Raw genomic sequence first — 24,434 nt, forward strand, 5'->3', positions numbered from 1 at the left:
AATGTAATTATATTTTTTGAATTTTCAATAATTTTTGAAAATTAATTTTTAAAATAAAACAGACCTCCTTAGAATGTCTGTTTCAATTTATAAAAATTAAGGTTCAATACTGGTTGTAATCCCTTGGTTCCAGTACTTTGCTTCCGGCATATAATACAGATATACATTACTTGATTTTCCTGTATACGTTCCGGCAAATTCTACTTTGAGATCAAGATTAATGGTTTTCGTTTCCTCTGCATTGAAATGTTCCCAGTATAAAACCAGATAGTTATCAAAAATCTCATAGTAAGAAACCTGTTTTTTATCAACCATATCTTTTAGCAAAGCATTTTGCAGCGTTAGTCCTGCCGGTATACCAATTTTTGCTATGGTCATTGGCAATTCACCGTTTATTTTGTTTTTTACGGTAATGGTCATTCTCTTGGTCTCCCCTGCTTTTGACATTCCAGGTTTTAATTTGGTCTCCATAGTAACAGGAATATCTTTGCTTTCCGGAGCCTGTAGTGTATAATATTGATATTCCAGCTTATAAGGAAGTCCATTTTTATTTGGATAATGAACATTAATAGTATTTTCTCCGGCTTTAAATGCTGATGAAGCACTTATCATAGGTGAGGCTTTTGCATTATTAATCCTGATATCTGGTTTTTCAGTTCCATACAATTTTCCATTTTTAGAGAAAAAATCAGATAATGCCTGTATTGCCAGTGTCGTAGCCTGTGTAGAACCGAATCCGTAATATCCATTGAGACCAATAAGCTTATCAGCTGCTTCAGCAATTTTCAACTGATTAAGTTTCTCATCTTTCTGAAGCGCCATAATATATAATGAAAGTGTTTCTGCATCTGCAGACATTCCCCATGAACCTGTAAAAGTAACTTCAGATTTTACCTTCTTTGTTTCATATTGTTTGTCCAGAATGTTTATCAGATCATCATATTCTTTTTGTTTCCCCAGATGTGCTGCCGCATTAGCAAGTAAAGCCAACTGATAAGAATCTTTTGTAGCTAAAGCTCTTTTGAGTGTTACCTGAAAGGAGTCTTCAATTTCATTTTTAAACCCAAGTTTGGACAGAGCATATACAACATACATATTTCTCGACCAGGAAAATTCAGAAAAGTCTTTTTTTGACTCATAGGATTTTCTTACTTCAAATAATCCGTTGGCATTCTTCTTTGACAAAATTAATGAGGAGAGTTCCCGAATGAGCCTGGCATCAGGATTTACATATCTTTTTAATTCCATGAACTCCAATAATGCAAATGCTGAAAGGGAGACATCCGATTCTACAGAACTGAAATATCCGAAACCTCCATCTCTATTTTTATAGCTCAGTAGCTTCTGAAAGCCTTTTTTCAGGCTTTTAATCACCTGATTCTCTGTAGCTGTATCTATTTTTTTACTTGATTTTAAATAATCCAGAATAAAAATGTTTGGATATACCGTTGAGGAAAGCTGTTCAAAACATCCATGAGGTTCTTTTTTGAGCTGTTCCAGATCTTCGAATAACTTCAGTGCTGTACTTTCAAATACATAATACGATGAATACAGGCTTCCATTGATATACTCAGGAATATTGATTTTGAGATCTTCTGTTTTATTATTAATGATGGAAAACTGATGAGGGAATCCTTTTTCTTCTACTTTAAACGGAAGAATCATGGTTTCCCTGAATTCTCCTGATTTGATGGTAAACTGGATATTGGAATTCACCACCTCATCTGTCTGTATTCTGACAAATAATCTTCCTGATTCTAAGGGCTTCAGAGTGATAATGCTATCAGAACTGATGAGTTTTACATGATTCGGAACAATAACGTTCATGGTCATTCTGCGTGTTTCAGGAGAATTATTTTTAATCACCACAGGAATTGTCATCTGATCTGTTCTCGTCAGGTACTGAGGAATTTTAGTATCTATCGAAATCAGACTCTGGGCAGCATACGTTGTTTCATCTCTTCCCAAAAGTCCTGATGCAGCAATTCCTTCTGTCATAATTCTGAAAGTGGAGTTGGCATCTGAATTATAAAACTCCACTTTTGCCTTCCCATTTTTATCCGTTTCTACTACCGGATTCCAGTAAAGCGCTTCTCTGTAATCAAAACGGTAAGAGGTATTGGTTGTTTTATATTCAGGATAAACAAATTCTCTTGCCCCGGCATATGAAATAAGCTTTCCATAAGGCAAAGTTTGTATGGCGAGGTAAGATTTCGGGGTAATATCAAAACTTATTTCTGATTTTCTGTTTTTGGATGAGTTGACGATCACTACTCCATTCACGGCTCTGCTTCCGTAAATAGCGGTAGCAGCAGCATCTTTCAAAACGGTAATACTGTTGATATCATTTGGATTGATCGTCGTGTTAAAGTTTTCGACAGGAATGCCATCCACAATGAATAACGGATTTTTATTGGTAATGGAGGCTGTTCCTCTAATATTGATCTGTTCTCCTGCTCCCGGCTGCCCGGCACTTGTTACCATTAATCCGGCAACTTTTCCACTCAATAAAGAAGTTACGCTGGCATTCTGCATTTCCATAGAAGAAGCTACTGTTGTAGAAGCAACCGCTAATTGGTCTTTCTTTACACTATACCCCAGCACAACTACTTCTTCAATACTTGTATTCCTTCTGATTGTATCAGTTTTTGATCTTCGTGGGTGATTTAACTGACTGGTATTGTTTTTATTTTCTGTTTTTACTTCTTCTTTTCTTTCAGCTTCCTTTACAATTTCTTCTACGTCTATATTGGTAAGTTTCTGTTTTACTAAAGGATTAATATCCAGATTGTAAGACAGAATCCTGATTTTAAGCTGATGCTTGGGCTGAAAAGATCTTGCAATAATCTTATAAGAATTATTTGCATTTAAATCCGAAAAATGAAACTTCCCGTTTTCTGCAACGGTCTGTTTGAGAATTTTTTTATTATCTGTATCCAAAAGAAAAACATCTGCTTTCACCGGCTTTTTGTTTTCATCTTCTATAACCCCATAGATTGTGTTTTTCTTTTCAGGAAGGTATTTATATTTATTGGTCTTCAGAATTTCCGGAATAGGTTCAAAATATCGGTAACCGTTTGTCAGCATCACAAGATCTAAGCTTTTATCTGCTTTTTCTTCTTTTTTATCGAAATAAAACTGAGGCTTTTCAATTTTCCCTTTGAGCTCAGAATCCATTAAAAGCCAGGAAATAATATGATTCTGCTTATCATCAGCATACGTCCATAGCTTATCATCTACCACACTTATTCCCAGATTAGCCGGAACAGGTTGATTATTTTCATCTGTAGTTTCAATATTCAGCATTACTTTTTCCCTCGGCAGATAATTCTGCTTTACAGGGGTAACTTTTATATTCAGCTGGTTTACTTTATTGGTAAAAACAATCCGTTCTGCAAGCGGAATACTGTTTTCCAGAATGGTAAACCTGCAGATTCCTGTGGGGAAATCCTTTTCTGTAATTTCCAAAGAATTCATTCCTTTTTTCAGCGAAATGCTTTTGTTGTAAATGTCTTTTCCGCGGAAACTTCCCAGCAGGGTAATTGTTTTTTCACGGGTAGAAACGATGGTAAAATTCAGGTTTTTATTTTCATTCCGAATATTCAAAACCAGTCCTTCATTTTTTGCTACCGGGAGATTAAAAGTTTGGGTAATATTTTCCGGTTTTATAACTTTTGCATAATAAGATTCTCCTATTGTAGGGGTAAACCGGAAACTTCCCATTCCAAAATTATAAGCTGAAATTTCTTTTATCTTTTCATGATTCTGATTGTAAACTGCCAACACTGCATCTACAGGTTTTTCAAACTCATCCAGAATTTTAAAAGCGATGTTCTGTTCTATTCCATTGATAAAAGTTCCGCCTTCCGGTAAGAATTTCACATCCAGATTATTCAGGACAATAGGAATATTTCTGGAGATCGATTCTGTAAATCCGTCAAAATTCACTTTGATATTCAAAAGAGCATCAGAGGATTTCAAAACTTCAGGAAGCTTAAAGGTCAACAATTTTTTGCCTTCTTTATCGGTAATAAGTTTTCCTTCTGAAATGGTTTCTCCGTTGTGCATTACGGTATAATCTGCTTCGTAAAAAGGAATCGGAAGATTACTCAGACTTCTCATTGAAAAATCGGCACTTACCTCATCTCCCGGGCCATATCCTTTTTTAGGAAAATCCAGTTTCATTAAAATCCTTGGAGATACAATTTTCTGAAGGGTAATTTCTTTTTCGAAGGTATTTTTTCCTTCTTCGTTCTGCATCCAGTTGGTAAAAGCTCTGATTTTATAGATGCCTCCTTTCATATCTTCGGCAAAATAGAAGTCTCCCCGGGCGTATCCATTGGTAATTTCGTATTTTAATTTTCTCACAACACTTCCTGCAGGATCTGTTATTTCGAAATTTACGACCCTGCTTTCTTCGACCGGTAAATTAGTGTTTCCTTTTACAACATATATTTTAAAATACATTTGCTCCCCAGGTTTATAAAAAACATGGTTGGTCTGGATGTAGGTCTTTTCTTTTTCAAAATCCTGAAATGGTTGCTGCCCTTTCACAGAAAAGGCTGAAAACAATAAGCACAGCAGGATGATATAAGTGGATATAAACTTGAGATTCATGAGTTAAAATTTAAGTGAAACAATACAGCCAAATGTTTTAAAGGAAGGAAGATTAAAAAAATCCAGTCCTCTTCCATTACTCATATCGTAGAAATTCTGATTAGGATCTACGCCTTTATTGGCCTGCCAAAGCATGATATTATTTACATAAAAAGTCAGTCTGAGAGTCTGTTTATTATGGTTAATCGGGAAATCTGAGGAAAGGGATATATTGTTGATTCTTATATAATCTGCCTTTTGAACATAATTTTCAGCCACCCCTAAATAACCGTACCTCGACCATCTGTTTTCCATAACATTCCGGTTGGGATCATAGAAATCTACAGGAATCTGATTAACAGTTTCATTAGGATGAACACCTTCGAAAATATAATTTTTGATATTCCTTTCTTCTCCTGAGCCATAAGAACGACCATAGTAATCGAGAACAGCCTGTGTACCGTTCCAGAGATGGCCTCCTCTTTTCCATTCCCAATTGATATCTAAAGACCAGTTTTTATAGGCAAAACTGTGGTTGAACTTCATCACAAAATCCGGTGTAGGATCTGCAATAATTTTCATTCCGTCTGCTTTTTTAGGAAACCCCAACTCATCAATGATCAATTGTCCGGCTGCATTTCTTTCAAAGTAACTGCCCATCACAGCACCTAAAACCTGTCCTTCTGATAGTGTTTTATAAATATCTTTGAATCCTGAAACCGCCAGATCCTTATATCCCGGAGCTATCCGGTCTACAATATCCTTATATTTGAAAAAGGAAACTTTATGGGTGGTATACATATCGTGTCCCAGACGTAATCGTTCGTATGCAAAATTGAATTCATATCCGCTGTACGTATGATCTGCTATATTTTTAAGTCTAAACTGGTTGTTTTCAAAAACAGGAAATATATCGTCAGTATTCTTTTTATTAAAATATTCTCCATCTACACTGATATTATAACCAAGGTTTAGCTTAGCTCCAATCTTCCATTCCTGAGTATTCATATTAGATAAACCCCTGAAGCTTTCTACTTCCTGGATTGGAAAGTATTGATTATAATTTTCTGCATTCAGCATAGTACTGGAATAGGAAGCGTATGACCTTGTTATTTCCGGTTCTGAGCTTAATTGAGTATAGCTTCCCAATAATTTAAAATCATAATTATACCAATTGAACATGTTCTTGAATTTTAAATAGAAATTAGCTTTTGGAAGCCAATAATTATTTTTAATAGAAGTATTGGATATATAAAATGAATTCCCAAGATTAAAACCTGCTTCAAAATCGTAATCGCGGATATTCATATTATAATTAAAAATATGATCCTGTGAAGTTCTCTGATAGAGATATTTTTGATGGGTCAGGCTGTTATAAATGTCAGATTTTTTATCATTTAAAATAAAATTCAGGCTGAAGGTATTTCTAAAGTCATAGTCTCCCAATGAATAAGAACCTTGTATATTGGAATGATAGGAGCTGTTGTTTTGAATCCTTTCATTCGATACACCGCTGATGAAACCATAAGTAGAAGGTTTATACTGATCTTGATTCCAGATAGTAATACTTTCATAGGACTGAGTAATATTCCATTTAAATTGATCCCAGTCTTTCGCTACGTTCAGACTAAACTGCCTGTCCCGATTCTTATAGCGGTATTTGCTATCCTGTTCAAAAAGGAATGAAGGATTGTCTGCATATTTGCTGTAGCTTCTCTGTGAGCCGTTATTCAGGAAAGTATTTTGTTCATTTGAAAAAGAAACCGGTGTTAACAATGAGTTTTGGTAAGCTCTGTTGAACAACCCTATTCTATTGGTATTCGTAGCTTTATCTTCTTCGTAATTAAAAGCAAGATTAATGTAATATCTACCCAAATCTGCATTCAGTTTTGCTTTAAGGGTATTGGTAATATCAAATTGATCAATAAAATACATCTGGTTCTTTTGCTGCCCCAGATTCAGTGAAAGACGGAGTTTTTCATTGTTACCCTGTTTTATAAAAACATTTACATTCAACTGGTTATTATAACCTACTGTGGTTTTAAAAAGGTTATTATCATATCTTTTTGCACGCTGAAGTCCATCAACCCACGGAATCAGTTTTCCATTCTGATCGTATTCATAAGGTAATCCGTTAAATCCAAGCGTAGATAGATCTGGTCCAAAACTGAACATTTCATTCGTTTCAGGGCCTTTCCAAACAAGATTTCCATTTTCAGATCTTCCCTGGGCATACTTATTTTGAATCCCCGGAACAGCATTCCTGCTTTTAATATCAAAGGATGTGGTAAAACTTCCGTTAAAGAGCAATGTTGTCTCATTGATCCTTTTTACAACATAAACACTATCGTTCTTTTGCTTTAATTTTCTTATTTTATCAAAATAAGAATGTGATCTTTTACTGAGTTGGGTTTTAGTTTTTTCAATACTGAAATCGTCTTTAATTTCCTTTGAAACAAGACTGTCATAGGCTTTACTGTAAATATTTTCAACACTTTTACTTCCTGTCTGATTTTCCAGAATCGTTTTTAATTCTCTGAGTTCATAAGAAGAAATAACATGGGTATTTTTCCCTTGGTTCCACACTAGGGTATCATAAGGCTTGGCAGCGATGATGGCAAATCCTTTCTCATCAGTCAGTTCATAGATACCGCTGTTTTTATTATAAACCTTTAAAAAATTCTGTTCTTTATCCTTAGATGTCAAAAATTTTCCGGAATAGTACAATTGTGAATTTTGTGCCTGTAATAGGGTTATTGTACATGGCAGCAACAGCAAATAATTCTTTTTCATCAGTTATTAGTATGTTTAAAAATATAAAAAAAGAAATTTCCGGGGAAATTTCTTTTTTTAAAAAGTTAATTTTTAATGACCTTAAATGTTTCCCACAGATCATTCGTATGAATACGTACAAGATAAATCCCTTGAGGATAAGAAGTTAAATCAATTGTATTTTTACCTTCGGGTAATTTTTCTTTTCTCATAATAATTTTCCCGGCAAGATCATAGATAAACAGTTCTTCAATTGATTTTCTTGTTTTTATCTGCATCAGACCTTTTGTTGGGTTCGGAAATAGTACAGTTTTACTCTCACCCTGGTTGTCAATTTCTTTTTCCATTTTTTTATTGATATGATCATTTGAAATTCCTGCGCTACATTCTGGCAAAACAGCTCTCTGAAGGATTAATCTTAATAATAAATCATTCAGTTTTTCAACTTCATAAGAATCTATGGTAGGTTTGATATGGCTGTTTCCTATTCCACTGTCATCTGTAAGGAACGTATAGGTCCCATTAGTGAGTAAAGCAAATGTACGCATCAGATATTCCGTTTGTTTATCCGTATCACTTGCTGCCAGTGGAATAATGGTAATCCCTTTCTTTGCAGCAGTCTTAATTGTACTGTATAAATCCTTTATATTCTGCTCTGAATGGTGTGGAGGAGCATCCAGAATTAAAAACATAATTTTAGTTGAATTTTCAGTACTCCACTTCAGCTCATCAACAGAAACTTTCAGTGCTTCTACTACTGCTTCCGGTGTATCGCCTCCGCCTCCGGCTTTCTGCTTTTTGATGAATCCTACAAGGTCTTCTGCTTTGTCTGAAAAGTCAAATTTCCGGGTCACATATTCATCTCCCTGATCTCTGTAAAAAACGGATCCATATCTTACCGTTGTATTTTTAAGCTGTCCTTCAATCTTTTTCAATACATCCAAAAGTTCAGACTGAAGATAAGAAATTTCATCACCCATAGAACCTGTGGCATCCACTACGAAAGCAAGATCCAAAATACGTTTCTGCTGGCAAGGCTGATCCAGAATGATGAGGTTCTGTCCATTTTTAAAAGTTCTGAGATTATTGCTGATTACCTGTCCGGTGTGATCCGACAAATAATATTTCTCTGAATCCGAGTTTTCATCTGTCAGTGGTGATATCCATAATTCCACATTACCCAGATTATCTGAAACGGCTTCCCAGATAATATTTTTCTTATCATCCAATAGTTTTACCTTTTCCCCTATTACCGGTTTTCTGTCTTTATTAACCAACTGAACTGAAACCCTTTTATCAGGGAAGAATTTCCACGTATTTTTATACTGATCCAGAGTAGGAACGGCAATATCTTTCCAATAATCCCACTTAGAAAAATCGTTAATTTCTCCAGCTGTCAACTGACCTGCTTTAGGAAGTACTTTTTCAGGTTCTTCCGGTTCTTTTAGTATTTCCTCTTTACTTTCTGAAGAAACTTTTTTAAGTTTTTCTATTTCATCCTTAGATAATCCATTCGTGGTGACTACAACAACTCCATTATTAGCTTTGCTTCCATACAGGGCAGTAGCTTCAAGCCCTTTCAGTACTTTTAATTCTTTTATTTTTTTAGGGTCAATGGTATTTAAAAATCCAGATTCTCTGCCTAATACAATTCCATCAACAATATATAAAGGAGTCGTCGAGCGACCGTCTATACTTTTTGCTCCTCTGATTGATATTTCATCATGCTTTTTAATTCCAGTGGTTACTTCTATCCCGGCAACACTTCCTGCCAATGAAGATACTGCAACCGGAGCATGTGCGGAAGTTTTGTCTGTGGAAGCAATCATCACAGTAGAAGCAGATGAAACAGTCTTACTTTTAACTGTTTTTGAATATCCCATCACCACTACTTCTTCAATACTCTTAACAGCGTTGGTATCTTTGCGTTGCCCTGAATAGATATAATCTACTTTTCTATCACTATATAAAGTATCATTTTTCTCTTTTTCTGAAAACAAGGGATTGGATAATGTTTTCTGAGGAAATCCCACAGGATATTGAGTATGAGTTGGCTGTGTATTGATCGCCAGTTTTTCTACCGGCTTAACAATATTCTTCTCTTTCTGGATATTCTGTTTTGTAAGGCTGTCTATTTTTGCAATATCAACTTTATTACCAGGAACGTTTGACCCTTTATTTTCTGCTATTACAGGTTGTAAAGGTTCTGCAACCTCTTTTTTATTCATAAAGTAGAAAGCCCCTAAACCAATCATCAAACTTGCAGCAATACCATACGGCAGCCAAAGAGGAACGATTTTCTTTTTCTCTTCTTTTTTATCTAATTTCTCTTCAATCTTTTCCCATACTTTCTCAAAACCAGGAAAAACTGTTGGTTCTTCTGAAAGCTTGGAAGCTTCATTGAATTGTTGATCTATATGATTATTTTCCATTGTTGTAAAAGTTTAAATGTTTTGATTTACGAGAAGTTCCTGCAACTTTTTCCTTGCAAAATTGAGCTGGGATTTTGACGTTCCTTCGCTAATAGAAAGCATGGTTGCTATTTCTTTATGAGGATATCCTTCAATAGCAAAAAGATTAAAGATCGCCCTGCAGCCTTCCGGGAGAAAATTCAGTAAGTTCAGAATATCTTTTTCCAGAGAAAGGTTTTCTGTCGTTCCTTCAGAAGGATCAATGAAATTTTCTTCCAGGGAAATAAACAGTCCCTTGTTGGATCTTAATTTCTGAAGGCATTCGTTCACCGCAATTTTTCTTGCCCATGCTTCAAACGTATCCGCATTCTGAAGCTGGGTAATTTTCGTAAAAATTTTGTAGAATGTATCGGCTAATACTTCTTCTATATCTTCGTCGTTTTTCAAATAGCGTCTGCAGACTGAGTAAAGCCTACCCGCCATTTTCTCGTAAACTTTCCGCTGGGCATTGCGGTCGCTACGCTGGCATTCCAATAATAATTCTTGTTCCATAGTCAGGAGTTATACTATTATAGATGCAGAAACTTTTGAAAGGGTTGGAAACATGATCAACTTTTTTTGAGCAAAAGGGGAAATTGGCAAATGAGCCTCTATTATTTCAGCCTTTTTGTATTTTTTTTAATTTCAAATTTAACTTTTCCATCTGTAACAAATCTCTATTATCAACGACTTTTAATATAAATAATCTTTTTATAGTAATGAAAAATGCCAAAATTGCATCATTACTTTTTGTTTTGTCTGCAGGAAGTATGATGTTTGCCCAAGATGACTTAATCAATAAGTTAAAAAACAACCAATCACAAAATGCTAATTTTCAGTTCACAACGTTAAAAGACGTTGGTGCAACTTCTGTAAAGAACCAGGGTTCATCAGGAACTTGCTGGAGCTACTCCGGAAACTCTTTCCTTGAATCTGAAATGCAGAGAATGGGCAAAAAACCTGTAGATCTTGCTGAAATCTTTACAGCGAGAAATTCTTACCACGATAAAGCAAAATTATACGTTTTGAATAATGGCGCTATCAGCTGGGGTGACGGAGGAGAACTTCACGATGTAATCAATATGTACAAAAAGTACGGAGCAGTTCCTCAGGATGTTTACACTGGATTAAAAGCAGGACAAACAACCAACAACTTCAAGGAAATGCAAGGGAAACTGAAGCCAGTTCTTGACAGCCTTGTTCAGGCTTCTTCAAAAGGAAAACTGACAGACAACTGGATGGATTCTGTAGATGCTATTCTTGATGAATATTTAGGAAAAGTACCTGCTAACTTTACGTATGAAGGAAAAAACTACACTCCAAAAACATTTGCTAAAGAAGTAGTAGGAATTAATCCTGAAGATTATGTAGAATTATCTTCTTATAAAGATTATGCTTACTATGAGAAATTTGTAGTTCCAATTCCTGATAACTGGAGCCACGATTCTGACTGGAATGTTCCGATGAAAGATCTTACTGCAATCATTGACAATGCTGTAACTAAAGGATATTCTGTAGGTTGGGCAACGGACGTTTCTGAGCCTTATTTCTCTTACAAAAACGGGGTAGCTTACGTTCCGGACATGGATCTTGATCAAATTACTGCAGAAAACAAACAAACTTTGTTTACAGAGCCTAAAAAAGATAAAACCATCACTGAAGACATGCGTCAGAAAGCACTTAACAATCTTTCTACAACGGATGACCACGGTATGCATATCGTAGGTTTGGCAAAAGATCAAACGGGTAAAGAATATTATATGGTGAAAAACTCATGGGGAGTAACCAATGACTTTGCCGGATATCTGTACGTAACAAGACCTTATGTTGAATACAAATCAACAGCGATTCTTGTTCACAAAAATGCAATTCCAAAAAGCATCTTAAAACAATTGAAGCCAACTAAGAATATTGGTTTATAAGATAAAGAAATCATTTCTGCCGGTTTAAAGGCAGTTTTAGATATTTAAATCTGTTAAAACCCGCTCCTGGAAATTCCGGAAGCGGGTTTGTTTTTAGAATATGCCATTTGAAAAAATATATTTCCCATTCTAGTGCAAAGTATTGTTTGATTTACAAAAAATATTATATTTGCATGAATCAACAAACTAATTAACATGAAAAATCTAAAGAAATTAACAAAATCGACATTAAAGAACATCATCGGAGGAAATGCTCCACAATGTGAAGGCGATACTGTTGCATGCCGACATAAAGCTGAAAATGGTGTTCCTGCTTATTGGTCATGCGAACCAGCAGCAACAGGATGCAGATTCTTATAAAAAGGAATTCAAAGCTTTTAGAAATTGTTTATAAAAAAGCAAATAAAAACCCGATTTCAGAAATTCTGAAATCGGGTTCTTTAATAAATAGGTGAAAATTAAATATAAAATAAAGTGAATTATGCTGATTTAATACCAGATTGAATCGTCAATTCCTCTTCACAAGTGAATAAATTATGCTGTTAAAAAACCACCGCGAAACGAATTCACAATTCATTATTGATATTAAAATAAAACGCCCATACTTTCTGCTGAAAAATCAAGAAGAGCCTCTGTATTGCCATCTTTGATCTTCTGTACCCACTGGTGATCCTGCAAAATAGCTCTTCCAACAGCAACAAGATCAAATTCCTCATTGTCAAGTCTTCTGATCAGTTCCGTAAGATCTCTTTTTTCTGTTCCCTGTCCTGCAAAAGCATTCAGGAAATCCCCGTTCAAGCCTACAGAACCTACTGTAATGGTTGGCTGTCCGGTAATTTTTTTGGCCCATCCTGCAAAGTTTAAGTCAGAACCTTCAAATTCCGGTTCCCAGAAACGACGTTGTGAACAATGGAAAATATCTACACCAGCTTCTTTTAATGGTAATAACCATTCTTCCATTTCATTGGGAGTAAATGCCAGTCTGGTTTTATAATCCTGCTGTTTCCATTGTGAAAGACGGATAATAATGGTAAAATCCTCTCCTACTACTGCTCTGATCGCTTTTACTACTTCTACTGCAAATCGGCTTCTTTCTTTTAAAGTTTTACCACCGTATTCGTCAGTTCTTGTATTGGTTACTTCCCAGAAAAACTGGTCGATAAGGTATCCGTGAGCGCCGTGAATTTCAATACAGTCAAAACCAAGATCTTTCGCAGATTTTGCAGAAGCTGCAAACTGAGCAATCGTATCCTGAATATCTTCAATCGTCATTGTGGAAGCCTTTTCCATTGGAACCAACGGATAGTCTTCTGACATTCTTGTATCTCCAACGTGCCAGATCTGAGGTCCCATTTTACCTCCATTCTGATGTACGGTATCAATGACGTTTTTCCATCCGTTTAAAGCTTCTGTACCATAGAAATCGGGAATATTCTGCAAGTTCTTTGATCCAGGTCTGTTGATCACAGTTCCTTCGGAAAGAATCAATCCTACTTCTGAAGCGGCTCTTCTTCCATAATAATCTGCGATGTTCTGAGTGGGAACTCCATTATCAGATTGTGCTCTGGTCATTGGAGCCATTACAATTCTATTTTTAAGCTGTAAATTCTTGTATTGAAACGGTTTAAATAATGATGATGTGCTCATATTTAAATTTATATTTTATAATTGTTACACAAAGTAACTAATAATAGTTCACTTTTGTATCCTTTATTAAAAAAATAGTGGTAACTTCGCAGTAACTTACATTAGTAACATCAAGGTAACGTATGAAACTTATGTTCCTTACGATTATTTAAAATAAATTTCGCTTTATGAAAAAGAATGAATTAATGCAATACAGCTGTCCCCTGGGCAAAGCAATGGCCGCTTTGGGAAGCAAATGGAAACCCATTATAGTTCTGGTTATCAAGGACAGGAAGTTACGTTTCGGGGAACTGGCAGTACGCATTAATGTCATTTCCAGAAAGGTCCTGACTGATCAGCTGAGGGAGATGGAAACTGATGGATTGGTGATCCGTGAAGAGTTTAAAGAACTGCCTCCAAGAGTAGAATATTCTCTTACAGAAAAGGGATTGGCTTTGCTGCCTATTTTATATTTACTGGAGGAATGGGAAGCGAAATATCAGGTGAAAGGACAACATGAAGATAAAGATTGTGCTTTTCTGAATGAGGATGTAAAAAATAAGAAGGCTGTCAATGTTTGACGGCTTTTTTGCTTTAAAACAATTCCGAAAATCATTTATTAATGATCAGATTTACTTTTTATAAATAAGGACAAAATAAAAAATGTAATTAAAAACATAATAAACTGAATCAATAAAATCGGCCATATACTTGGATCAGCATATCTGCACCCAAAACTCAAAATTGATACAGGAAATGTTACTAATAAAGCATATAACGTCCATTCACCATATAATGGATCGCTGCCATAAGCTGAACAGACAGCTAATGTCCCGATTCCTACATACAGCATCGAAATAATGAATGCCCATTTTCGAGACTTCAAAAATAACGTTATTTCTTTCATTTTTTATTTAATAGAGTTGAATACTCTCAAAAAGTTAACCAACATGAAGTTATCACTACAACAACTTTTATTTATGAGTTGATAATTTATTAAGTTTTATTTGAACGCTTTCATGATAACTACCATTGATATAATTTACAAATCCTTTCTCTATCACAGCTTTTGAACCTGCTTTGGGAATTGAATCTTTGTATTTAAAATAAAGGGTATCATTCTTTAACTCATAACTTCCGCTATACACATCTTTATCCCGCACCATTCCCTGAGAAATAAATTCGAAACTGTTATCATCATACATTTTCAAATAGATCCAGCCTAAAGGTGCTTCTCTGTCTGCCAGCAAAACTTCTTTTTTATTCGCTCTCTTACAACTTATAATTATTAATATTAAGATCAAATATAAGAGTCTAATTTTCATGGTTTATCACTGAAGAATTTAAGTAAATATAACAAAAAAACCGCTCCCCAAAGGAAGCGGTTTTAAATTTATCTAAAATCCCAATTAGAATATCGCTGGATATTTCTGAGGATTTGTTTCATTAAACATGGCGTAGATTTTTTCTACCATATCATCTGTAGACGGCTTGCTGAAATAATCACCATCACTTGCATAAGCAGGTCTGTGATCATTTGCAGAGATCGTCAACGGATCTGAATCCAGATATCTGAATGCCTTCTGCTTTTCAAGGATCTGCTGTAAGATAAATCCTGTAGTTCCACCTTCCACATCTTCGTCAATCACGACTAATCTGTTGGTTTTCTTAACACTTTCTGCAATTTCATGAGATAAATCGAAAGGAATCAATGACTGAATATCGATTACTTCTGCAGAAATTCCTAATTTTTCCAATTCATTAGCAGCTTCCGTTACAATTCTCCATGTAGAACCGTACGTTACCAAAGTAACATCTTTTCCTTCTTTTGTTACTTCAATTTTCCCTACAGGAACTGTGAATTCTCCTAAGTTATCCGGTTGTTTTTCTTTTAATCTGTATCCGTTCAGACATTCTACGATGATCGCAGGTTCGTCAGCCTGAAGCATTGTGTTGTAGAATCCTGCTGCTTTCGTAAGGTTTCTAGGAACCAATACTAAAATCCCTTTTGAAAGATTCAGAATACCCGCCATTGGAGAACCAGAGTGCCAGATTCCTTCTAATCTGTGACCTCTTGTTCTGATGATCAACGGAGCTTTCTGACCTCCTTTTGTTCTGTAATGTACCGTTGCAAGGTCATCACTCATTCCCTGTAAACAGTAAAGAACATAGTCTAAGTATTGGATTTCAGCAATTGGTCGTAAACCTCTCATCGCCATACCAATTCCCTGTCCAAGGATCGTTGCTTCACGAATTCCCGTATCAGCGATACGTAAAGCACCGTATTTTTCCTGCATTCCTTCCAATCCTTGGTTGACGTCACCGATATTTCCGGTATCTTCTCCAAAGATTAAAGTTTCAGGATATTTTTCAAAAATTTTGTCGAAGTTGTTTCTGATCACTACTCTTCCGTCTACATCCTCAGAGCTGTCAGAATATACAGGCTTGATTTCCTGAACATTTTCCGATTTCCATTCAGACTGAGAATATAAATGAGAGGAATAGTTGTCTTTTTCAACAGCAGATACTTCATTGTATTTCTGCATTAATTGATTTCTTTCTGCTGAATTTGTTCCTCTTGTCGCCAGTAAAGTCTGTCTTACCAAATGGAAAATATCTTTCTTAGCTTTTGAAACTAATTTGTTGAAATGAGCAATATAAGTTTCCACTTCAGCATTTTGTCCTTTAAGGTTTTCTACTAAAGGTAAAATAGACTGAATAAGTTCTGAAATAGCTTTCTGATAGTTTTCCCAAGCTACTTTCTGACCTGTTTTTGCTGCTTTTTTCGCTTCTTCGTCGATAGCATCCAATTCTTCAGCAGTAGCAATTACTTCTTCTTTTCCATCAATTTCGATAGAATAGTTAAGGATCCATTCTTTGAATTTTGCCAGCCCGTCATACTCTGCTTCCCAAGCCAGACGTTCTTCGTTTTTATATCTTTCGTGAGATCCGGATGTAGAGTGTCCCTGAGGCTGAGTAACGTCTACCACGTGCACTACCACCGGTACACTTTCTGTTCTTGCAAAATGTTCTGCCTTAGCATAAGCATCTAATAATGCAGGATAATCCCAAGCTCTTACCTGGATAATCTCGCATCCCTGGTTTTCTCCTTCTTTTCTCTGGAAACCACTTAACATTTCACTGATATCAGCTTTTGCTCTCTGATTTTTCGTAGGAACTGAAATTCCATATCCGTCATCCCAGATAGAAACAATCATAGGAACCTGAAGAGCACATGCTGCATTCAGAGTTTCCCAGAAGTGTCCTTCTGCTGTAGAAGCATCCCCAATAGTTCCGAAAGCAATTTCGTTACCTTCTCTTGAGAATTTTTCTGAACCGTCAAATTTTACGCTTTTATAGATCGTTGAAGCCTGAGCTAATCCCAATAATCTTGGCATTTGTCCGGCTGTAGGAGAAATATCGGAAGAAATATTTTTCTGAGCTGTCAAGTCTTTCCAGCTTCCGTCTTCATTTAAACTTCTTGTTGCAAAATGCCCGTTCATTTGTCTTCCTGCTGATGCAGGCTCTCTTTCCACACTGGTATCTGCATACATCTGTGCAAAGAAACTTTCTACTGTTAAGGCATCTATTGCCAATGCAAAAGTCTGATCCCTGTAATATCCTGAACGGAAGTCTCCATTTCTGAAAACTTTCGCCATTGCAAGCTGAGGAAGTTCCTTTCCATCCCCAAAAATTCCAAATTTAGCTTTTCCAGTGAGTACTTCTCTCCTTCCGAGATAAGACATTTCACGAGAGATCCTTCCTAACCTGTAGTCTCCAAGTATCTGATTTTTAAAATCTTGAAAGGATATTTGCTGTGTTTCAATATAGGTTGTTTGCATAGCTAAGTAAAAAAGTTTTTTAATCTTCAAGTATTTTGCTAATATACACTTTTTAAATTAATTTTAATTTTTAATAATCTTTTTTAAAAATTTGATAATAAAAAAAATTGTGCTTTATTTTGAAAAAAATTGTAAATGATGGAAAAAAAGTCACCCCACATATTGAATGCTTCCAGTAATCTTTTAGGATTTTCATTAATTATTATTACGTCACTGAAAATCTCTAAGATCAGTCAGAATACGTATTTGGACGAATTTGCAGGATTTGCCTGTATTCTTTTTGCCTGTAGCTGTTTCTTTTCATTTCTGGCAATCAGAACTAGTAATAGAAAGCGGGAATCTACGTTTGAGAACATTGCGGATTATTTATTTTTAATCGCTTTATTTTGTATAGTTTTAGCCGTTATTATTGTAACCCTGAAAATTATTTAATTTAAAATTTTCGCACAATTGCGTAATTTACGGTAATACATAAGGGCAATCGTATAAAAATTTGAGAATTTAATAAGAAGCTATTTCCTATTTTTTTAACTGAATCAATATCAGATTCTGAATATAAAAGAGAAAGTGTTCTGTATACATTTCCAGATTCCTGAAAACATATACAAAACACTTTAGTTTTAATTATAGTAAAAGGTAGAATTATATCTTCTGAACAGTTACATTGGTAACATTTCCGCTTCCTGTAGATCCTGTTTCTGTTGAAATAATCGTAGCATTTTGATTGGGAGCTGCTGTAAACCGGATTTGATATCCTGCTGTGGGAGCTACTACTACGGTTGTATAATTCATCAGTTCACCTACCGTTCCTGAAGCTGCAACCGCGTTATAATGGCTTCCTCTTCCCAGATAATTAGCGTCTGGTACAGGTCTGATACCAATAAGCAACTGAGTATCTGCAGGCATATTGGTAAAACTTGCCTGTAATGTTACCAGATAATTCCCAGCCTGATTAAAAGTCATTACTCCAGTTCCGGTATTATAGGAATAGAAAGGAGAAGTTGCTATTGGTGCAGCGAATAATAAAGTAGTAATTGTTGAAGAACTGATGTTCTGGTTAGCCGCTAAACGTGCATGAAAAAGCGAATAAGCAGTAAAGTCTATAGTCTTCAGTACGCCGGTAGCATCAGCTACCACAACCCTGTCAGTTCCTCCGACCCCTATATTCGAATTAATATTACGGATACGGGCATTTCCGGACGCTACGTCTAATTTTTCGCTTGGCGAAGTTGTACCTATCCCTACTCTAGCACCTGAAGTCACACTAAAGTCATTATCCTGCTGAGCTGCAGAAGGAGCTCCTGTAGCGGGATTGTCTTTGGATCCGTCAATATGAAAACTTGTTTGGGGATTCTGTGTACCTATTCCCACTTGTGCGTATGTGAGAAAACTTGAAGTGATAGCACACGCTATCATCATTGATTTCATTTTTTTCATTATTTGTTGTTTTTTCTTGTGACAAATTAACAAAAATTATTCTGAAACTCAATGAATTGTTAACAAGCACTTTATGTGAATAATACAAAATGTTAGTTTACAGTAATTTACTAACATAAAAAAATACCACTAATCACAACTACTTGAATTATTGAAAGATAGCCCTATTTTTTTCTCCAACAATGAAAAATTTATGTACCTCACGGGAATAAATGAAAATAAGTGAATAAAAAAATCAGAACGACTAAAAAATATTAACATCAGAATTTTCGCTCAATAACATAATCAAGCATAATATGCAATGACCTCCTTGCTTCAGAATCCGGAAACTCATTCAGGATATCTTTCGCTTTTTGCTGGAAATCTTTCATGATGGTAATAGCATATTCCAATCCACCTGAACTTTTAACAAATTCTATAAGCTCTTTTACACGCTTAGGATTGTTATTGTAGCGTTTTATGGTATCGAAATAATACTTCCTGTCTTTTTCACTGGCGATCTTTAAGGTATGAATTAAAGGCAGCGTCATTTTCTGTTCTTTAATATCAATTCCTACAGGTTTACCGATCACGTTTGAACTTAAATAATCGAAAAGGTCATCCTTAATCTGGAATGCCATACCGGTAAAAGTACCGAAATCCATCATCTTCTTGGCAAGAGCTTCGTCCGCATTATTGGAAAGAACACCTATTTCACAGCAGGCAGCAATTAAAGTAGCTGTTTTCTGGCGGATAATTTCATAATACACTTCTTCAGTGATATCCAGTTTTCTGGCTTTTTCCAGCTGAAGAAGTTCCCCTTCAGACATTTCACGAATTGTTCTGGAAATTACCCCAAGCAGGTCATAATCTTTGTGGTCTGTAGATAGTAAAACTGATTTTGACAAAAGATAGTCTCCCACCAAAACTGCAATCTTATTTTTCCATAGTGCATTGATTGAAAAGAAATTACGACGTTTAAAACTTTCATCCACTACATCATCATGTACCAGAGTAGCGGTGTGGATCAGCTCGATCATAGAAGCACCACGGTACGTTTTTTCCGTCACTTCACCCACCAGTTTGGCACAAAGAAATACAAACATAGGACGCATCTGCTTTCCTTTGGTGGTAACAATAAAACGGGTTACTTTATCCAATAAAGCTACTTTACTCTGCATTGACTCATAAAACTTCTGTTCAAAAAGTTTCATTTCATCATTGATCGGTCGTTTAATCTCTTCTACAATGTTTGCCACAATCTGCGATGCTGGGTGAATAATTATTAATTCTCACAAAGATAATTTTTTTCGCTCAATTTTAAGGCAAATTAATCTTTGAGTTGATCTTTCGGGATAAAATAAAAGGAAGGTTTTGTAGTTCCTAACGGAGACCTGAACTTTTCCCCTGAAATATAAATTCCCGTTTCATCTACACTTATTCCCTCAATCTGTGCTAATGAAAGTGCAGTCCCGAGGTAATAATGCTTTGGTTTTTCTTTAAAAAATATTCCTGGTTCTGTTTCTTTAAAAATATCTAAAAAGACTTCTGTTTTCTTGGTATATCCTACCAAATAAAGCTTTTTATCAAAATAAGAGGCATCTGTAACCACGAAACCAGTTTTATAGGCTTCTATTTTTTCTGCTTTTTGCTGTTCTGAAATTTCAGGATCAACAATATAATGGGAAGTTGATTTAGAAGCCCATTCTTTGGTAAATATATGCAGCTTTCCGTTCAGATAGATCATAGCTTCAGCATCAAAATCATTCTTTGTATTTTTAGCAATAAATTCAGTCTGTTCAGGGTAATAAAAAAGAATTTTCGTTCCATCTAAAGCTCTTTCTGAACCAGGAATATTAGTTACATTAGACATATCAAGACGTTCGTAAGGAACTTTGTAAATCATGAGATCCTTTCTTGTTCCGGCATTATTTCCGAAATCTCCGATATAGAAATTCTCACCATCATTGGCTAAAGCTTCCCAATCTGTGTTGATTAAATTGGTTTTCAGTGTTCTGATAATTTCACCATTCTTTTTATCAATTTCAAAAAGCTCAGCAGTATTTCCACTGTCGTTGAATGTATACAGCTTACCGTTGAAAATATTCAATCCTGAAGTTTCCTCAATCTTGTCATCCAGATAATTAACTCTGTATTTTTTTATTTTCAGAAAGTCGGCCTGCTGGGAAAATGCAGATTGACCAACCAAAAGAGCAATAATCAGAAGGAGTTTTTTCATAAGACAAAAGTAGGGTTTTATTCTGAGGTGAGATTCGGGATGCGGGTGTTGAGTTGGAGGGTTGGAGAGTTTGAGGGTTTGAGGGTTGGTGAGTGTGAATGAGATATGAGATTCGGGTTTCGGGATACGGGATACGGGATGCGGGTTTGAGGGTTTGAGGGGAGAGAGTAGATTTCTACGGAATGAAATAGTGTATGGAGTCAATGGAAAAAATTCTGGATTTTTGAAGAGATTTATTGTTTTGCTTATTCTCCGTTTTACTTTTTCTCTCTTCTTAAAAAAGAAAAGCAGGCCAAAATAGCCTGCTTTTCACTTAGATTTCTATTGATTTTAAATCAAAAGTTAAGCAGTTTTCTGCTCTTTCTGATTTTGCTGTTGTTCTTTCTTTTTGGCCTGTCTGGCAAAATACTCTTTCTGATATTGTCTCACCGTTTTTCCGGTTCCATCATGTCTCCATCCCGGTGAATTGAAAATATAATTAACTCTGTCTGTAAATTTTAATCCTGGCTGCTTAAGATCTTTCCAGATTTTTCTCCATTCATAAAAAAGAACGGTATCCGGTCTGTTATCCGGCATTTTTGGATAGATTCCATATTTAACGGGTACATTCGGATCTTCTTTTTGGAAGGTTCCAAATATTTTATCCCAGATAATGAGACACATTCCCATGTTTTTATCCAGATATTTTACATTACATGCGTGATGTACACGGTGATGGGAAGGGGTTACCAAGATATATTCTAAGAATCCCATACTCTTCACAGTCTGTGTGTGTACCCATGTTCCATACACTTGTCCGATGGCGTAAGCCACCATGATATGCCACGGATTGAATCCTAAAAATGCAAGCGGTGAAAAATATAAATATCTGTAAAGCGGCTGTAATACAGGGCTTCTGAATCCTGTTGTCAGGTTAAAATATTCTGAACTGTGGTGTGTAATATGAACTGCCCAGAATGCTCTGGAACGATGGTCTACATAATGCAGTACGTAATAAGCAAAGTCTGTGATTATAAAACAAGCCAGCAAATACCAGATGCTAAGATCCCATGAGAAAATCCTGTGATGGTAAAAGAAAAACATCACTCCCATGGCAAATGCCTTCATGATAAGGTCAAGACCAAAGTTCATCAATGCAAGATAAACATTGGTAGCAAGATCTTTTCCACTATATAGCTTAGCTTCTGAAACGTGGCTGTAAATCATTTCAGCTAAAATAACAGTAGCATGCAACGGAATAGCCCATGCATACACATTTTCCAGCCCATCCTCGCTCATAAGAAAATCCATCATCACAAAATAATTTGTGCAAAGGTAGGGTTTTAACCTATTTTTTAAGAAAGTTTTAGGCTTTTTTTAAGGAAATTTTAATCTGTTGTTTTGTTGGCTAACTGTCCGCAAGCGGCATCAATATCACCTCCACGGCTTCTTCTGACCATTACCGTTACCCCAGCATTTTCAAGCTGTCGGATGTAATTTTCTTCTGCCTGTTTGTTGCATTGATCGTATTTTCCATCTCCGATCGGGTTGTACTGAATAAGATTTACTTTTGAAGGAACTTGTTTGCAGTATTTGATTAAAGCTTTAATGTCCTCATCTCCGTCATTGATTCCTTTCCATACACAGTATTCAAAAGTAATCACAGAACCTGTTTTTTGATACCAATACTGAAGAGCCTCCATAATATCCGTCAACGGGAATTTATCAGAGAAAGGCATGATCTCATTACGCTTGGATTCGATAGCAGAGTGAAGGGATAAAGCCAGCTTCACACGCAGCTCATCATCTGCAAGCATTTTGATCATTTTAGGAATACCGGATGTAGAAACGGTAATTCTTCTTGGAGACATTCCCAAACCTTCCGACTGGGTAATTTTTTTGATGGCTTCCACTACGTTTTTGTAATTCATCATTGGCTCTCCCATTCCCATAAATACAATGTTGGAAAGCGGTCTGTCGAAATACATTCTACTCTGGCTGTCAATCAGCGCTACCTGATCTACAATTTCAGCTACTTCAAGGTTTCTCATCCTTTTCAGTCTTGCTGTAGCACAGAATTCGCAGTTTAATGAGCATCCTACCTGTGAAGATACACAGGCTGTAGTTCTTGTTTCTGTAGGAATAAGAACAGATTCCACCATCAGTCCGTCGTGAAGTTTCACTCCGTTTTTGATGGTTCCGTCAGAACTTTTCTGAAGAAGGTCTACGGAAACAGGATTAATGGTATATTCTTCCGAAATTCTCTCACGAAGTGATTTGGAAAGATTCGTCATTTCGTCAATCGAATGGAGGTTTTTACTCCATAGCCAGTCATAGACCTGTTTCGCACGAAACGGTTTTTCTCCTAAAGATACAAAGTAGTCTTTAAGCTGGTCTAGTGATAATGTACGGATATCTTTCATTGTAAGGTTGTAGATTTTAGGTGGCAGGTTGCAGATACTATTACCTGCAACCTATTACCTATTATCTTTTTTATAGAATTAACATTGCGTCACCGTAAGAATAGAATTTATACTTTTCTTTTACGGCTTCTTCATAAGCATGCATTACGAAATCTCTTCCGGCAAATGCAGCAATCATCATGATCAAAGTAGACTTCGGTGTGTGGAAGTTCGTGATCATTGAGTTGGCTACTCCGAAATCGTGAGGAGGATAAATGAATTTGTTTGTCCATCCGTTGAAAGCAGAGATTTTTTTGTTTGAAGAAACAGAAGTTTCCAATGCTCTCATTGTAGTAGTACCTACTGCACATACTCTTCTGTGAGATTCAACTGCTTTGTTAATGATGGCAGCATTTTTCTCATCAATAATGATCTCTTCAGACTCCATTTTGTGCTTAGAAAGATCTTCTACCTCAATTGGGTTGAATGTTCCCAATCCTACGTGAAGCGTTACTTCAGCAAAATTGATTCCTTTGATCTCTAATCTCTTCATCAAATGCTTTGAGAAGTGAAGACCTGCTGTAGGGGCAGCTACTGCTCCTTCTACTTTTGCGTAGATCGTCTGATATCTTTCTGCATCTTCCGGTTCTACTGCTCTTTTGATATATTTTGGAAGTGGAGTTTCTCCCAATTCTTTCAATTTCGTTCTGAATTCGTCGTAAGAACCGTCGAATAAGAATCTTAATGTTCTTCCTCTTGAAGTCGTGTTGTCAATAACCTCAGCGACCAAAGACTCATCTTCTGTGAAGAATAATTTGTTACCAATTCTGATTTTTCTTGCAGGATCTACCAAAACATCCCAAACTCTGGTTTCTTTATCAAGCTCTCTTAATAAGAAAACTTCAATTTTAGCACCTGTTTTTTCTTTATTTCCGTAAAGACGTGCAGGGAAAACTTTAGTATTGTTGAAGATGAACAAATCTTCTTCATCAAAATAATCCACAACATCCTTGAATAATTTGTGCTCGATAGTTTGTGTTTTTCTATCAAGTACCATTAATCTCGCTTCGTCTCTGTGCTCTGATGGGTGTTCTGCTAATAATTCTGCAGGAAGATCAAAATTAAAATCTGATGTTTTCATTTTTTAAATTACGGTTTAAAAATTATTGAAATTACAAGGTGTAATTTTC

At 35.8% G+C, this 24,434-nt stretch carries 18 protein-coding genes; 4 read left to right on the forward strand and 14 right to left on the reverse strand.

Features of this window, described 5'->3' with window-relative positions:
• Positions 1–96: 96 nt before the first annotated feature.
• The 4 genes from ACMA47_RS19770 to ACMA47_RS19785 all read right to left on the reverse strand — a co-directional run bounded on the left by ACMA47_RS19770 (position 97) and on the right by ACMA47_RS19785 (position 10,331).
• The gene (locus ACMA47_RS19770) at positions 97–4,617 is read right to left on the reverse strand and encodes a TonB-dependent receptor plug domain-containing protein (protein ID WP_413931162.1); all 4,521 of its coding nucleotides are present in this window, start codon (positions 4,615–4,617) and stop codon (positions 97–99) included.
• A gap of 3 nt (positions 4,618–4,620) precedes the next feature.
• Positions 4,621–7,389: a hypothetical protein gene (locus ACMA47_RS19775; protein WP_413931163.1), complete on the reverse strand. Its 2,769-nt coding sequence runs from the start codon at positions 7,387–7,389 to the stop codon at positions 4,621–4,623.
• 65 nt (positions 7,390–7,454) lie between these two features.
• On the reverse strand, positions 7,455–9,800 hold the full coding sequence (locus ACMA47_RS19780; RefSeq protein WP_413931164.1) for a T9SS type A sorting domain-containing protein: 2,346 nt from the start codon (positions 9,798–9,800) through the stop codon (positions 7,455–7,457).
• Between the two features lie 12 nt (positions 9,801–9,812).
• Positions 9,813–10,331, reverse strand: coding sequence for an RNA polymerase sigma factor (locus ACMA47_RS19785; protein ID WP_413931165.1), 519 nt, complete (start codon positions 10,329–10,331; stop codon positions 9,813–9,815).
• Between the two features lie 206 nt (positions 10,332–10,537).
• Here ACMA47_RS19785 and ACMA47_RS19790 point away from each other — a divergent pair, with 206 nt between their 5' ends.
• Together ACMA47_RS19790 and ACMA47_RS19795 are read left to right on the forward strand one after the other, a co-directional pair.
• Positions 10,538–11,740 (forward strand): aminopeptidase C, encoded by a 1,203-nt coding sequence (locus tag ACMA47_RS19790; protein WP_413931166.1) that lies wholly within the window; start codon positions 10,538–10,540, stop codon positions 11,738–11,740.
• A gap of 195 nt (positions 11,741–11,935) precedes the next feature.
• Complete coding sequence (locus ACMA47_RS19795; RefSeq protein WP_157885757.1) at positions 11,936–12,100, forward strand: bacteriocin-like protein; 165 nt, start codon at positions 11,936–11,938, stop codon at positions 12,098–12,100.
• Between the two features lie 225 nt (positions 12,101–12,325).
• On the opposite strand, the gene ACMA47_RS19800 is transcribed toward ACMA47_RS19795, so the two are convergent.
• Complete coding sequence (locus ACMA47_RS19800) at positions 12,326–13,387, reverse strand: NADH:flavin oxidoreductase (RefSeq protein ID WP_413931167.1); 1,062 nt, start codon at positions 13,385–13,387, stop codon at positions 12,326–12,328.
• Between the two features lie 167 nt (positions 13,388–13,554).
• On the opposite strand from ACMA47_RS19800, the gene ACMA47_RS19805 reads away from it, so the two are divergent.
• Complete coding sequence (locus tag ACMA47_RS19805) at positions 13,555–13,947, forward strand: winged helix-turn-helix transcriptional regulator (protein ID WP_047388122.1); 393 nt, start codon at positions 13,555–13,557, stop codon at positions 13,945–13,947.
• A 38-nt stretch (positions 13,948–13,985) separates the two neighbouring features.
• Here ACMA47_RS19805 and ACMA47_RS19810 read toward each other — a convergent pair whose 3' ends face one another.
• The 3 genes from ACMA47_RS19810 to ACMA47_RS19820 all read right to left on the reverse strand — a co-directional run bounded on the left by ACMA47_RS19810 (position 13,986) and on the right by ACMA47_RS19820 (position 17,208).
• A complete protein-coding gene (locus tag ACMA47_RS19810) occupies positions 13,986–14,273 on the reverse strand; it encodes a hypothetical protein (protein ID WP_413931168.1) in 288 nt (95 codons plus the stop codon).
• A 67-nt stretch (positions 14,274–14,340) separates the two neighbouring features.
• A complete protein-coding gene (locus tag ACMA47_RS19815; protein ID WP_413931169.1) occupies positions 14,341–14,691 on the reverse strand; it encodes a hypothetical protein in 351 nt (116 codons plus the stop codon).
• An 84-nt stretch (positions 14,692–14,775) separates the two neighbouring features.
• A complete protein-coding gene (locus ACMA47_RS19820) occupies positions 14,776–17,208 on the reverse strand; it encodes a thiamine pyrophosphate-dependent enzyme (RefSeq protein ID WP_413931170.1) in 2,433 nt (810 codons plus the stop codon).
• A 135-nt stretch (positions 17,209–17,343) separates the two neighbouring features.
• Between ACMA47_RS19820 and ACMA47_RS19825 the strand changes: the two genes are divergently transcribed.
• Complete coding sequence (locus ACMA47_RS19825; protein WP_413931171.1) at positions 17,344–17,640, forward strand: hypothetical protein; 297 nt, start codon at positions 17,344–17,346, stop codon at positions 17,638–17,640.
• Positions 17,641–17,850: 210 nt separating this feature from the next.
• Here the strand turns inward: ACMA47_RS19825 and ACMA47_RS19830 are convergent, their stop codons facing one another.
• From ACMA47_RS19830 to queA, 6 genes are all read right to left on the reverse strand, one after another.
• Complete coding sequence (locus ACMA47_RS19830) at positions 17,851–18,645, reverse strand: hypothetical protein (protein WP_413931172.1); 795 nt, start codon at positions 18,643–18,645, stop codon at positions 17,851–17,853.
• Positions 18,646–18,905: 260 nt separating this feature from the next.
• The gene (locus ACMA47_RS19835) at positions 18,906–19,883 is read right to left on the reverse strand and encodes a polyprenyl synthetase family protein (RefSeq protein ID WP_413931173.1); all 978 of its coding nucleotides are present in this window, start codon (positions 19,881–19,883) and stop codon (positions 18,906–18,908) included.
• 71 nt (positions 19,884–19,954) lie between these two features.
• Positions 19,955–20,863, reverse strand: a complete 909-nt coding sequence (locus ACMA47_RS19840) for a hypothetical protein (RefSeq protein ID WP_413931174.1) — start codon at positions 20,861–20,863, stop codon at positions 19,955–19,957.
• A gap of 342 nt (positions 20,864–21,205) precedes the next feature.
• A complete protein-coding gene (locus ACMA47_RS19845; protein WP_413931175.1) occupies positions 21,206–22,156 on the reverse strand; it encodes a sterol desaturase family protein in 951 nt (316 codons plus the stop codon).
• A 74-nt stretch (positions 22,157–22,230) separates the two neighbouring features.
• Complete coding sequence (gene rlmN / locus ACMA47_RS19850; RefSeq protein ID WP_413931176.1) at positions 22,231–23,265, reverse strand: 23S rRNA (adenine(2503)-C(2))-methyltransferase RlmN; 1,035 nt, start codon at positions 23,263–23,265, stop codon at positions 22,231–22,233.
• A 70-nt stretch (positions 23,266–23,335) separates the two neighbouring features.
• Positions 23,336–24,385, reverse strand: coding sequence for a tRNA preQ1(34) S-adenosylmethionine ribosyltransferase-isomerase QueA (queA, locus tag ACMA47_RS19855; RefSeq protein WP_034696367.1), 1,050 nt, complete (start codon positions 24,383–24,385; stop codon positions 23,336–23,338).
• Positions 24,386–24,434: the final 49 nt, after the last annotated feature.

The organism is Chryseobacterium sp. T20 (assembly GCF_047345655.1).
GTDB lineage: Bacteria > Bacteroidota > Bacteroidia > Flavobacteriales > Weeksellaceae > Chryseobacterium.